The organism is Limosilactobacillus reuteri, assembly GCF_013694365.1.
In the GTDB taxonomy this organism is placed as follows: domain Bacteria; phylum Bacillota; class Bacilli; order Lactobacillales; family Lactobacillaceae; genus Limosilactobacillus; species Limosilactobacillus reuteri_E.
This window is the reverse complement of sequence record NZ_CP059275.1, coordinates 1968238-1981368: the sequence shown is the minus strand read 5'-3', so window position 1 is coordinate 1981368 and position 13131 is coordinate 1968238. Positions and strand designations below refer to the sequence as shown.

At 40.5% G+C, this 13131-nt stretch carries 13 protein-coding genes and 5 pseudogenes; 4 read left to right on the top strand and 14 right to left on the bottom strand.

Annotated features, from left to right (window positions below; genetic code table 11):
• Positions 1-65: 65 nt before the first annotated feature.
• Genes cytX through HHK02_RS11425 form a run of 4 tightly spaced genes read right to left on the bottom strand, consistent with a single transcriptional unit; the run spans position 66 to position 2846 of the window.
• Positions 66-1235, bottom strand: coding sequence for a putative hydroxymethylpyrimidine transporter CytX (gene cytX, locus HHK02_RS11440; protein ID WP_181462468.1), 1170 nt, complete (start codon positions 1233-1235; stop codon positions 66-68).
• Entirely contained in the window at positions 1236-1757 is a 522-nt protein-coding gene (locus tag HHK02_RS11435) for a GNAT family N-acetyltransferase (RefSeq protein ID WP_181462467.1), read from the bottom strand.
• Positions 1758-2684, bottom strand: a complete 927-nt coding sequence (locus tag HHK02_RS11430) for a magnesium transporter CorA family protein (protein ID WP_181462466.1) — start codon at positions 2682-2684, stop codon at positions 1758-1760. It abuts the gene before it with no gap.
• The gene (locus HHK02_RS11425) at positions 2685-2846 is read right to left on the bottom strand and encodes a hypothetical protein (RefSeq protein ID WP_231124862.1); all 162 of its coding nucleotides are present in this window, start codon (positions 2844-2846) and stop codon (positions 2685-2687) included.
• 127 nt (positions 2847-2973) lie between these two features.
• On the opposite strand from HHK02_RS11425, the pseudogene HHK02_RS12730 reads away from it, so the two are divergent.
• Positions 2974-3081 (top strand): annotated as a pseudogene (locus HHK02_RS12730) (IS30 family transposase); the annotation flags it as partial.
• 133 nt (positions 3082-3214) lie between these two features.
• On the opposite strand, the gene HHK02_RS11420 reads toward HHK02_RS12730, so the two are convergent.
• Genes HHK02_RS11420 through HHK02_RS11400 form a run of 5 tightly spaced genes read right to left on the bottom strand, consistent with a single transcriptional unit; the run spans position 3215 to position 7198 of the window.
• Positions 3215-3601, bottom strand: a complete 387-nt coding sequence (locus HHK02_RS11420) for a hypothetical protein (RefSeq protein ID WP_035159715.1) — start codon at positions 3599-3601, stop codon at positions 3215-3217.
• Complete coding sequence (gene pyrR / locus HHK02_RS11415; protein ID WP_003670286.1) at positions 3602-4138, bottom strand: bifunctional pyr operon transcriptional regulator/uracil phosphoribosyltransferase PyrR; 537 nt, start codon at positions 4136-4138, stop codon at positions 3602-3604. It lies immediately after the preceding gene.
• Between the two features lie 3 nt (positions 4139-4141).
• Positions 4142-4924, bottom strand: a complete 783-nt coding sequence (locus HHK02_RS11410) for an immunoglobulin-like domain-containing protein (RefSeq protein WP_181462465.1) — start codon at positions 4922-4924, stop codon at positions 4142-4144.
• On the bottom strand, positions 4925-6223 hold the full coding sequence (locus HHK02_RS11405) for an adenylosuccinate synthase (protein ID WP_003665344.1): 1299 nt from the start codon (positions 6221-6223) through the stop codon (positions 4925-4927).
• Entirely contained in the window at positions 6224-7198 is a 975-nt protein-coding gene (locus HHK02_RS11400) for a GMP reductase (RefSeq protein WP_003669595.1), read from the bottom strand.
• A gap of 46 nt (positions 7199-7244) precedes the next feature.
• Here HHK02_RS11400 and HHK02_RS12960 point away from each other — a divergent pair, with 46 nt between their 5' ends.
• Complete coding sequence (locus HHK02_RS12960; RefSeq protein WP_269204218.1) at positions 7245-7367, top strand: hypothetical protein; 123 nt, start codon at positions 7245-7247, stop codon at positions 7365-7367.
• Positions 7368-7454: 87 nt separating this feature from the next.
• On the opposite strand, the gene moaC is transcribed toward HHK02_RS12960, so the two are convergent.
• From moaC to HHK02_RS11380, 4 genes and pseudogenes are all read right to left on the bottom strand, one after another.
• A complete protein-coding gene (gene moaC / locus HHK02_RS11395; RefSeq protein ID WP_152720733.1) occupies positions 7455-7943 on the bottom strand; it encodes a cyclic pyranopterin monophosphate synthase MoaC in 489 nt (162 codons plus the stop codon).
• Positions 7944-8168, bottom strand: a complete 225-nt coding sequence (locus HHK02_RS11390; RefSeq protein ID WP_152720735.1) for a hypothetical protein — start codon at positions 8166-8168, stop codon at positions 7944-7946.
• A 3-nt stretch (positions 8169-8171) separates the two neighbouring features.
• Positions 8172-8936: pseudogene (locus tag HHK02_RS11385) on the bottom strand (IS30 family transposase); the annotation flags it as partial.
• A gap of 20 nt (positions 8937-8956) precedes the next feature.
• Positions 8957-9922, bottom strand: a pseudogene (locus tag HHK02_RS11380) (IS30 family transposase).
• A gap of 463 nt (positions 9923-10385) precedes the next feature.
• Between HHK02_RS11380 and HHK02_RS11375 the strand changes: the two are divergent.
• Together HHK02_RS11375 and HHK02_RS13165 are read left to right on the top strand one after the other, a co-directional pair.
• Complete coding sequence (locus tag HHK02_RS11375) at positions 10386-10562, top strand: YSIRK-type signal peptide-containing protein (RefSeq protein WP_231124861.1); 177 nt, start codon at positions 10386-10388, stop codon at positions 10560-10562.
• Positions 10563-10600: 38 nt separating this feature from the next.
• Positions 10601-10720 (top strand): annotated as a pseudogene (locus HHK02_RS13165) (hypothetical protein); the annotation flags it as partial.
• Here HHK02_RS13165 and HHK02_RS11370 read toward each other — a convergent pair.
• A pseudogene (locus tag HHK02_RS11370) lies at positions 10711-13089 on the bottom strand (LEA family epithelial adhesin); the annotation flags it as partial. The pseudogenes HHK02_RS13165 and HHK02_RS11370 sit on opposite strands and share 10 nt — an antisense overlap.
• Between the last annotated feature and the right edge of the window lie 42 nt (positions 13090-13131).

The following is a 13131-nucleotide window of genomic DNA, read 5'->3' as shown; positions in this document are numbered from 1 at the left end:
TTTGAATGACAATCCTTAATCATTTGGATATCTTCTTCACTTAATTCAACAGTGTATTTAGCCATCTATTTTGCTTTAACTAATTTCATAACGCGACAGGTGCCCCATGTCATTGCGATGATGATAATGATTGTGGTAACGGTACTGCCGAGTGGAAATGAATAATTTAGCAGAACTCGATAGATGATAAACCCAATCAACCAGAGAATTAGGTTAGCCCATTGACAATTTTGTTTACGATAATCTACTTTCAAGATGAAGTAATCTGTAATTTGAATTGCAATCATTGGGGCAAAGACAGAACCAATAAGGTAAAGAAAATTACTGAAGTTGTCCATGGGGAAAATCAACGCACTAATTGTTCCTAGAGTTGTTGCACTAATTGCGGCCATTGTTCCTGACCATTTACTGAAAATCGTTTTTGAAGAAACACCAGCAGAATAAGCGTCCATAAATGTCGTTGTGATTGTGGAAAAAATAATGATAAATAAACCGGCAATTCCCAAGCCGGCCCGTAAAATAATCGTGGCGATGTTAATGTCATGAGTAAGGATAGCAGCTCCTAAACCGATGAAGGCCATCCAACAACTAGTCAGGCCATAGACAACTGCACTAATCCCGCTAGTTGGCACGGGTCGGTGAGCGACACTGGTATAATCACTAATAAGTGGCAACCACGATAATGGCATGGCGATAACTAGCTCCATCCCCTGAGCCCATGACAATGTACCAGTTGGTGAACTGGTAGAATGGTGGGTAAAAATGGCGGCACATAGGAGACCGCTTAGAATTAATAATGTTGAGATGGTCGCAAGGTTAAGGTAATAAAGGTGCCGAACCCCGACGAGCAGCCAACCAATAATCAGGGCGCCGATTAAAATGACCCATAATGCCTGATTAAGGTGCCAGACCCCATTGGCTGCTAATGCACCATCATAAATCATGATGCTGGTCCAACCGATCAATTGGAGAACATTCAATAGGGCAAAAAACTTACTGCCATTTTGGCCAAAACTAATTTTTGCGGCGTTCATTGAACTAAGACGTTGCTGACCGCCAATAATTCCAGCTAAAAAGAGCAGAAAACAGCCGATAATGTGGCCAAGGATAATTACGGCGATCCCTTTTGTAAAACCAAGGGGAGCTAAGTAAGTCCCAGTTAGGATTTCGGCAATTGAAATCCCGGCGCCACACCAAATCATGCTGTTTTCGATAATTGTTGTCTGTCGTTGCATTTATTTTAAATTCAGTTCAAACCCCATATGTTTATTGTCGATTTTGTCATCAATATAAATCGTTCCGCGTTTTATAAATCCAATCTCCTGGCCTATTTTTTGGACGGGAATATTTTTATAATGCGTATCATAGCGGAAATTCCTTACGCCCTGCAAATAACCAACCGTAATTAAGTTAGAAAAGATGTGTTTTCCAAAACCTTGACCATTTTTAGAAGGAAGAACTGCTAGTCGATGAATGATCGCATATGGCTCATTCGGCTTTAACCATGATCCATCTTTAATCTCTTCATACGTTTGTTCCGGGGTTAGTTGTAAAGTAGCCGTCCCAACAATTTTTTGGTTATCAATTAACACCCAATTATAACCAGCTTTAATATCATTTTTCATCGTTTCCCGGAAAGGATGCCCATCTTGCCATTGAGGATTACCCTTCTCTTTTAGTTGCGCTCGAGCTTGCTCAATAATTTCCATAACCTTTTGAAGATCATCCTGGTTTGCCCGTCGTAAGTAAATTGCCATTTATTTAAGATATTGTTTACGATGAAGCAGGTAGGCAATTAGCAATGACAAGATAGAAGCGATCCCAAGCGTTATCCAGAATCCATACAAATCATTTTTCCAAGGAAGACCACCAACATTCATTCCCATGAAGCCGGTAACTAATGCCGCTACTGCAATTACTAGCCCAGCTGAGTCAAGAAATTTCATTAAGTTATTAAGATTACTATCCATCATTGCAGTAAAAAGACTACTGATAGAGTCTAATAAATCGCGAAAAATATGAATAGCTTTTGTTAACCGCTGTTGTTCAACTGTTAAATTTTGACAGATGTCTTGTGGGACATTCTGACAAAAATCTGACTTAACTAAAGCTTCAATTGTTGACGTTTGATCAACCATTGTATGCTCAAGAAAGACTAGTTTTCTGGTAAGAGTTGTCAATTCTCTTAATCGTGTATTACTAAAGCCACGTCTTGCAGTACTATCTAAGTCATCAATTTGTTTTTTATAGCTTACAAGAACATCCATAATTTTATATTGGCATTGCGAAATATAGTTAAAAAGAATTTCACTTAAATTAGAGTAGTTGCTATTAGTAATATTTTTACAGCTATCTTCACTATCAGTGCAAATAATAAGGTGATCAGAATCAAAAATAATGAGTGATGGTGCAAGTTGTTTTTCAATATGTTTGAAAGAAGAAATATAATCATAAACTACAAGGAAAAAGGGGTTATCTAACACACCACTAGTAGTTCGGTGAAAGCGTGATACTTCTTCAGGTGAAGAGCGATAGCGAAAAGAAAATTTGTTTAAGTTAAATGTTTGACAAAGTTGTTGAATTTCTTCGTCAGTAGGCCGAGTTAGAATAATTAAATCAGCTTGCTTAAGGGCGATGGTTGTTTTTTGCGGCCCACTAGTAGAGATTGAATATTTATTAAGCATTCATCGAATTTGTTCAAACTTAGTCGCTTTATGATCAATTCCTTGACCGGCATTGGCAATCTGATAAGTAAAGTTACCAGACCGCATCTTTTTGCCTAATGCTAGCATATGATTATATTGCCACATTGAGACTTTCCCATCTTGCAGTTTTGAAAGTGTCAACGTATCTGTCAAGTTTTCATAGGTAGCCTTTAAATATACAGTTTTAGTGGGTTAGTGCCTTAAAAAGTTGTCCCATTGGTCTACTTGTGGCCGTGTTAATCGGAATTATTCCTTGTACTGCTCCAATCAAATAATGAGTTACCGGAACAACATTCCTCGCAAGTCATTGGGCTATCAAACACCTTACGAGGTATTCATGAAGTATGTCACTGATGAGCAACTACTTTTTTTCTAACTTAAATTGACATTTCGGGCTATTTTACTCGTTCGTCATTTTCAGCTCGCTCACGACGCGTTAACCAGAATAAAATTAACGGTAAAATCACGAAACCAAAGACCATTCCAAAAATTGCAAACCAGTTTGGCATTTATCTTAGCTTTCGCCACCAATCCACCGTTGAATGCTCATTAAATACCCGGGTACCAAATTTTTTCTGAAACCATCGGACTTGTTTGGGCGTAAATCCCCGAAATACTAATGGTAATTTTTTCCAGTGAGAATAAAGAGCATAGAGAAGAAGGATGTATTGTTCTTTACTAATATCATCTACTGGAATCTCACTAACCATGGTCATCGAAATACCTGTTCCCAGAGCAGGGAATGTATCGAGACTAATTTTGTAGATGGGATTATTACTGATGTTGGTGGTAAATACTATTAATGCTTGTTTTTGTCGCGGACGATAAACTTCTTCAATTCGCTTATTAATCTTGTGAACTTGGCGTTTAGTTGGATTGAGAATTATATTACGCATTTAATTATGCTCGATTGTTACATCTTCATGGCCATCATATTCTTCAACTGCTACATGAACAGTTTCATTCATTGCTGTTGGGATATTCTTTCCAACAAAATCTGGCCGAATTGGTAATTCACGGTGTCCCCGATCGACAAGGACCGCTAGTGAAATTCGGTTTGGCCGCCCCATATCCATTAAGGCATCTAAGGCCGCCCGAACTGTCCGTCCAGTGAAGAGTACATCATCAACCAAAATAACATGTTTATTAGTAATATCAATATCTAATTGATCAGTTTTTACGGTTGGTTCTTGAGTATAATCTGGTACATGACGGTCATCACGATAAAGAGAGACGTCAAGTGCTGCCACAGGAATTTCTACATTTTCCAACTGATTTAGTCGCTTGGCGAGGCGCTTTGCTAAATATACCCCCCGCGTCTTAATTCCAACAAATACTAAGTTATCGACACCCTTATTTTGTTCGATAATCTCATAAGTAATCCGGGTCAATGCACGTTGCATACTTGAGCCATCTAAGATCTCATGAGCCATCATCTAATTAGCAAACTCGTCTAACCACTTCTGGACTTCTTGGCTAATATTTCCCCAAATTTCTTGAAAGTCGCCTTTATTCTTTAGATTGTTGACAATTTTCGTCCCATTATCTGGGTTTTCCCGTACTTCATTAACTGTTTCATTAACTTGGTTTAAATCTTGCTTCACGCTGTTACTTTGAACTTGATTTTGCAAGTCTTGGATTTGACTTTGGATCTTATCAAGTCGGCTTTCTAACGCTTGTTGATCATGGTCTTTCTGATATTGTTGGGTTGCCCCTTTAAGTTCTGCAACTTGGCTAGCAAGACGTTGATTATCTTTTGTTAAATCGCTGATACTGCTTGAATTGTTGCTTATTTGACTGCTCTGCTGACTATCAGTTGCCGCTTGATTAGCCGCTTGTCGGTTATGAGAGCTGATCGCCCACCATGCACATAAGATAACCACGATTACGATAATAACCCATAACCATCCCCGTCTTGACTTTGGGGACGTTGCAGTTTCCTTAGGTGCATTCTGTGTCCGCATCGGTTGAATATTTAGGGTAATGCTTGCCTGGGCACTTTGTCCGTTATTATCCATTACATTTAACATCACAGGGTATTCTCCTACTTTGTTAACATCCACTTGAGTTAGGTTCATCATCACCTTACTCGTTAAATCTTGGCCATTTTCATCGGATGCATGCACACCCAACTCATGCATTATGTCAGCTTGATTTAAAGGACGGTTAAGTGGCCAATTTAAATAATGTTTTTCTACTGTTAGTGTTGGCTGTGTCATTTATTTATGTGCTAATTCCCACGGATCCTTAACGATAATCGTTTGAATCCGATCAGCACCAACGGAAACAGTTGCAAGTGGTGATTCTGATAATTCACTTACCCGCTTCAAGTAGTTTTGTGCATTAATTGGTAAGTCTTCAAACTTCTTTGCACCAGTAATATCTTCATCCCATCCTGGAAGTTCTTCATAAACTGGTTCACAGCGTTCAAGTTCCTTCAAACTAGCTGGGTAGTAATCAATTTGCTTACCATCAAGTTTGTATGAAGTACAGATCTTAACAGTCTTCAAGCCAGTCAAAACATCAAGCAAGTTAAGGCTAAGACAACTAATTCCTGAAACCCGCCGTGCATGACGCATTGCGACACTATCAAACCAACCAACGCGCCGTGGCCGACCCGTAACCGTTCCGTATTCATGACCTGTTTCACGAATTTGATCACCAATCTCATCAGTTAATTCGGTTGGGAATGGACCAGCACCAACCCGTGTAGAGTAAGCCTTGCAAATTCCAACAACGGTTTCAATCTTGTTAGGACCAACGCCAACACCAGTACATACTCCCCCCGCAATTGGGTTAGAAGCAGTAACGTATGGATATGTTCCTTGGTCAACATCAAGCATAACCCCTTGTGCACCTTCAAAGAGGACCTTCTTATCTTGATCAAGGGCATCATTGACAATTTGAGCTGTATCAGTAACGTATTGCTTTAATTCTTGACCATATTCGTAGTAACTTTCAAAAATATCGTCAAAGTTAATTGGGTCAACATGGTATAACTTAGTGAATAATTCGTTCTTTTCAGCGAGGTTACGTTCAAGCTTTTCCTTAAAGGTGTCTTTCTCAAGTAAGTCACACATCCGGATACCAACACGAGAAACCTTATCCATGTAGGTAGGACCGATCCCATTCTTGGTCGTTCCCACCTTGTGATCACCCTTTGCCTCTTCTTGACATTTATCAAGAAGAATATGGTATGGGAAGGTGATGTGTGAACGACTAGAAATCCGTAAACCTGAAATGTCGATCCCGTTGTCTTGAAGATAATGCAATTCCTTTAATAATGCAGGTGGATTAATAACCACTCCATTACCAATCACCGCTAACTTGTCTTTAGCAAAAATCCCAGATGGCACTAGACGGAGGGCAAACTTCTTACCATCAAATGCAATTGTGTGACCTGCATTATTACCACCTTGTGAACGAACAACAACGTCCGCTTCTTGGCTTAGGTAATCGGTCATCTTACCCTTTCCTTCATCGCCCCATTGACTACCAACAATAACAACTGATGACATTTAAAAATCGCCGTTCATGATTGAATCTTTTACAATCATATAATCGACCTTCCGAATAGCTTCAAGGTCACGACCACCCGAGTAAGAGATGGATGATTGTAAGTCTTCCTGCATTTCGGTTAAAGTGTCTTTGATGGAGCCACGGTAAGGAACGAGCATCTGCTTTCCTTCAACATTTCGATAAGCACCTTTTTGAACCTCAGATGCAGAACCCCAATATTGTTTGTATTGTTTTCCATCAATGTTGATGACATGTCCTGGTGATTCGAGGTGACCGGCAAGCATTGAGCCAATCATCACCATTGAAGCGCCAAAACGGACAGACTTAGCAATGTCCCCATTATGTCTAATACCGCCGTCAGCGATGATTGGTTTCCGCGCGGCTTTAGCACACCAACGAATAGCGGATAATTGCCAACCGCCAGTACCGAAACCAGTCTTTAGCTTAGTGATGCAGGCTTTACCGGGACCAACCCCAACCTTAGTAGCATCCGCCCCAGCATTTTCAAGGTCGCGAACAGCTTCGGGAGTTGCAACGTTCCCCGCGGTTACAAAAGTGTCGGGAAGTTTTTCTTTGATGTATTGGATCATTTTGATCACAAAATCAGAATGACCATGGGCAACATCAATTGTAATATACTCTGGATTTAATTGTTCGGATTTTAGTTGATCAATAAAATTATACTCATCATCCTTAATCCCGACCGAAATCGAAGCAAATAATCCTTTTTCGTGCATCATTTTAACGAAAGCTGCTCGTGTCTCTGGATTAAAGCGGTGCATCACGTAATAATAGTCATTTTGGGCAAGCCAAATTGCTAAATCTTCATCGATGACGCTCTCCATATTTGCAGGTACAACAGGGATCTTGAATGTGTGAGGGCCAAACTTGACGCTTGTATCTGCATCCTTACGGCTTTTGATCACACATTTATTTGGGACCAACTGAATATCATCATAATCGAATGTTTTCATAAGAGGCTGGGAATTAACTATTATTTTCTAGCTTCTAACTAAGAAAATGCGAACTATGATTTTTGATTTAATCAAAAATTGTAGTTCGCATTTTTGGTTATTTACTAAAAAGGGTCTTAATTGGTTGATGAATATGTCCAAGACGCTCCAGTCAATTCAATGTGATTAAGTTGTCGAACCGCCGTATACGGAACCGTACGTACGGTGGTGTGAGAGGTCGATAATTGAACTAATCAATTATCTCCTACTCGATTATTTATTTAGATTGTTGGTCAAAGATGAAGTGGCCGCTTTTACCACCGTCTTTTTCAACGAGATGAACATCACTAATGACCATTCCCCGGTCCATTGCTTTACACATATCATAGATGGTGAGGAGGGCGATTTGCACGACAAGGAGGGCTTCAATCTCAACGCCGGTGACGTGCTTGGTCTTAACGGTTGCCTCTGCAGTAATAGTATCCTGACCGTTATTGTGGAAGTGGATATCGACACCGGTGAGGGGGATGAGGTGGCACATGGGGATCATTTCAGAAGTCCGTTTAGCGGCCATGATTCCTGCCACCTGGGCGACAGCGAGGACATCGCCCTTTTTTATTTGGCCATCTTCAATTCGTTGCAGGGTGGTTGCTTGCATATGGATTTGTCCTTGAGCTGTAGAGGTACGGAAGGTAACCTTTTTAGCGGTAACATCGACCATGCGGGCTCGGTCCTGGTCATTGAAATGTGTTAGTTTGTCTGTCATTTATTCGTTTCTTAGTGAAGGTACTTCAACATCATTATCGTAGTTTGGACTCCACCAACCTTGCTTATTAATGTATCCGGATGGTAAGCACCAGATTACAAATTCAATAACATCAACTACAAAGGAAATTGCTTGTAAGACATTACTATCACCACTAGTTAAAATAACGGCAATTAGCCAGAAGACAAGCACTCCCCAACCACTGATGCCAGCGTAAATCTTCAATCATTGATTGGGAGCACCAACCTCGGCAAAGTAAGTGTGAAGGTCAAATTGATTGGCAATCTCGCGCCAGCCGGCGAATTCTTTTCCGTTGTCAAAGGTAATCGATTTGGAGAAGTGCCGCGGGAATTTCCGAAGCCACTGACTTAAGTGTTGGTTAATCGCATCAGCCGTCTTTTCGTGCACATTGAGTACAATTTCGACCTTCGATTGGCGTTCGGTCAGGGTCATTACCGTCCCTTGGTGCTTTTTGCCTTGGACGGTATCAGCTTCAAGGTGCCCAAATTCAGTGGCATAGTGCGGAAAGTCCTTGGCACGCTCGTGAATACTTTGCCCCAATTGACCAGCCTTCCCGCTGCGCTCGACATAGCCATTCGGGTGCAGCTTACCTCGCATCGGCAAGGAACGGACATCGAAGCCGAACTGGCCACGTTCAAACATCCGGTAAAGAGTTCGCCGGTTACAACTAATTGGGCGCTCAGCGCGCCCAATAATGGTATCAGGTGTCCACCCCTGGGCAATTTTGTCGTTGATATAAGTGAGTTCAGCCAGTGACAACTGAGTACGTTTTCGGCCACAACGTTGCTTATTGCGCATATAGTGATCTTGATAATCAGCAATTGAGGTACCGGTTTCCAGGTAACGATAAACGCGATAAACGGTTTCGGCACAACGGTTGATCATTGGGGCCACTCGGTACGCTTTAAGCTTTTGCACGAAAGAATGGGCGATGATTGTCAGCTCGTTTGTGGTAAGATGGGTGTAAGTCATACCCGAAATGTCAATTTAAGTTAGAAAGAAAATAGTTGCTCATTAGTGACGTAAGACATAAATACTTCACATGGAGTTCGATAGCCTAGTGATTTACGGGGCAGGTTATTTCGCTTACTCATCAGTTGGGTTACCAATTCATCAGGAAGATTGCGGAAATCTAGCTGTTTCGTTAAGCCATCCCGGCCTAAAAGACCGTTGTTGTTTTCGTTCAGCCCTCATTGATTGGGAGCACCAACCTCGGCAAAGTAAGTGTGAAGGTCAAATTGATTGGCAATCTCGCGCCAGCCGGCGAATTCTTTTCCGTTGTCAAAGGTAATCGATTTGGAGAAGTGCCGCGGGAATTTCCGAAGCCACTGACTTAAGTGTTGGTTAATCGCATCAGCCGTCTTTTCGTGCACATTGAGTACAATTTCGACCTTCGATTGGCGTTCGGTCAGGGTCATTACCGTCCCTTGGTGCTTTTTGCCTTGGACGGTATCAGCTTCAAGGTGCCCAAATTCAGTGGCATAGTGCGGAAAGTCCTTGGCACGCTCGTGAATACTTTGCCCCAATTGACCAGCCTTCCCGCTGCGCTCGACATAGCCATTCGGGTGCAGCTTACCTCGCATCGGCAAGGAACGGACATCGAAGCCGAACTGGCCACGTTCAAACATCCGGTAAAGAGTTCGCCGGTTACAACTAATTGGGCGCTCAGCGCGCCCAATAATGGTATCAGGTGTCCACCCCTGGGCAATTTTGTCGTTGATATAAGTGAGTTCAGCCAGTGACAACTGAGTACGTTTTCGGCCACAACGTTGCTTATTGCGCATATAGTGATCTTGATAATCAGCAATTGAGGTACCGGTTTCCAGGTAACGATAAACGCGATAAACGGTTTCGGCACAACGGTTGATCATTGGGGCCACTCGGTACGCTTTAAGCTTTTGCACGAAAGAATGGGCGATGATTGTCAGCTCGTTTGTGGTAAGATGGGTGTAAGTCATTTGTGGTTTCCTTTCTTTTGTTTAGGGGTATTCAAAAGTCTACCACAAATGGCTTTTCTATTTTTCTAACTTAATTTTACAAACGGCGTTCAGACCCTAAGGTATTCAAATATAACTAAGTCAGAAGGATACTGGGTTCTTAAAATAAGTGACTCGTTTCCTGAAAAGAAAAATGAGTTTAATGGCCATTTAAAATCACGAAAAATAGGTGAGTGGCGATTAACGCCCCCCATCTATATATTAAGGTACTGATCCATTAATTCACCATATCCACGGTTAAATGGTTTCACATAATAGCGCATGTAGACTGCCAACGAATTTCCTAATCTATTACTAGCGTAACTGTAGTCACCCAAAAGAAATATTATACTCAACAATTAGGCTGATAGCTTAACGGTAGAGCTATTGTTCTGGTGTACTGCAATACACCACTAGTTATTAAATTTGGGAGGTAAAAATAATGATGAAGCGACCTGAATTTTTAGAAACTAAGCGGACACCGCGTTATAGTTTACGTAAGCTTAACGTTGGTGTGGCTTCGGTATTATTAGGAGTAACCATTTTTGGAATTAACTTTACAGATCATTCTGTAAAGGCAGCAACTACAGAAAGCGTTGTCCAGCAACCAAGGTACCAGTAGCAGATACCACCAACTTAACTGAAACTGAAAAAGATCAAGTTAAGAAGAATGTGGAAGACGCTAATAAGGGTAACTTCCCAGATGGCACTACAGTTACAGTAGGTAATGACGGAACAGCGTTACCCTTATTAGCGTCTTCCACATTCTTCTTAACTTGATCTTTTTCAGTTTCAGTTAAGTTGGTGGTATCTGCTACTGGTACCTTGGTTGCTGGAACATTTGGTGTGATCTTCTCAGCGTCGGTTTCTGGACGTACCAAATCGCTACCGTTGATTGTATCACTTGACTTATCTTTATCTGGGTAAGTTACTGTAGCTGTTCCGTCATTACCTACTGTAACTGTAGTGCCATCTGGGAAGTTACCCTTATTAGCGTCTTCCACATTCTTCTTAACTTGATCTTTTTCAGTTTCAGTTAAGTTGGTGGTATCTGCTACTGGTACCTTGGTTGCTGGAACATTTGGTGTGATCTTCTCAGCGTCGGTTGGCTTCTTACCATCAAGAGCAGACCATGCATCATTTTCAGCTTCAGTAAGCTTTTCTACCGTCGCTTGATCTGCATAGGTACCTGTATCTTTGTTAATCAAAGCTTTAGTTACTTCAGTTGCATTGTCATAAGCTTCCTGTTTATCTGGACTTGCGTATTTATAGCGATCAGATGCCTTTGTTGTATCTTCCTTGTGATCAGCAAAATTGCCATCATCATACTGTCCGATACTATTACCAAGCTTTTTCATAGCACCGTTTAAGGAATTTCCTTCACTAACAATGTTATTTAAAGCAGCAGGGTCTGTAATGTTATTTAGAATTTTATTCCGCAAAACATTAATTTGAGCATTATTTAAATAGTCTTGCTTAATCTTATCCATATAAGGCTTGACATCACCCCAATGAGGAATAATTTTTTTAGCTTCTACTAGTGCACCAGCTGGATCCAGTGCTCTCTGCTCACCATATAAGCTAGACATCATGCTATAGTAGCCATTCTGAAAAGAATAAATATTAGCTGAGATTCCTGAGAATTGTTGATTTTTCGAACCTGTAGAACCTGTAGTTAATTCTACTTCATGAGAGTCTGTGTGTTGCGTAGTAAAGGAAATAACATAAGAAGAAAATTGTGATTGACCATTACCAGTGTAACCTTGTGACTTAAATTCCATTGCTTGGTTAAAGTTATCACTGCTAAATACGCCGTTAACTCCACCCCGTTTGTCATAAATGATTGAATCTGCATATTTTGCACCGTCAACTCCAGTTTCATTTGCAATTTTAAAAGTATTAACATGAAAGTCATGATTGCCACCTAGATAAGGGGTCGTACCATCATATGCATTCTTACGTTCATCAGCATCTTTAAAGTAAGTCTGCCATAAGTTATTAGTACCAGCACTAGTAGCAGTAGTGAAATAGTATGGGCCTTGCAAATATTTATTGTTATAAGCTGGCATAGTTTTACTATTAATTAAACCAGTATTTGGATCAACATCTGTGTTAGGATTAAATGAAAACTTCACTTCAGGTGATGGATTTTGTACTGGAATGTCAGTAGCGCTATTACTATTGTCCTTAAATGTATGAGACACAAATGATTGTTTAGGATCACTAATTACGTCCATGTCAACATTACCAACGATTTGGTAGTCAGAAGTGAGAGCAATACCAAATTTTGCATTACTTAACCCACTTAATGTACTGTGATAATTTTGTAATCCCTTATTAGGGAAGAAAACAACAGTCCAACGGGTCTTACCATTTCCTAAATCTTCTTTAGAAATATTGATATTATTTTTAATATCTTTAGCTGTTTGTTTAGGACGTCCCAGCAAATTAGCACCACTAGCTTGAATATCAGCAGCACGGTAAACGTAGTCATTACCATAAATAGTTATAATCTTGTAATACTTTCCATCTGTACCTTTATAGATATTAGAACTGTAGTTATCTGAAGAAGACAGATTATGCTCATTGGCCAATTTTTGATTTTCTTTAGCTGGCTGAGTATTAATGTTATCTCGATTTACTGTAACTGCTGCACTTCTGTCACGACCAGTATTAGTACCAGAAGTACCTGTTGCATTTCCGTCAGTATCAGGTGTACCTGCTGCATTTCCGTCAGTATCAGTACCATTAATACCAGTAGTTTGCATTAAATTCATAGTTGCTAATTTCGCTGCTGATATAGCTGTTAATGATCTAATATCTAATGATTTAATATCAGTGTCAGCACTACCTTGCGTCTCTGGTGAAGATTGTGGGGTTGTCGCAGCTTTTGTAGAATTATTAGCTGTTGCATTGTTACTTCCACTACTTCGTTGAACTTCTCCTGTTGCACTAGTTTCTTCCTGAGTAGTAGTTTGTTGAACTTTTTCTGTTGCAACGCTTTCTGTAGTTGCTGCCTTTACAGAATGATCTGTAAAGTTAATTCCAAAAATGGTTACTCCTAATAATACCGAAGCCACACCAACGTTAAGCTTACGTAAACTATAACGCGGTGTCCGCTTAGTTTCTAAAAATTCAGGTCGCTTCATCATTGAATATGTCCAAGACGCTCCAGTCAATTCAATGTGATT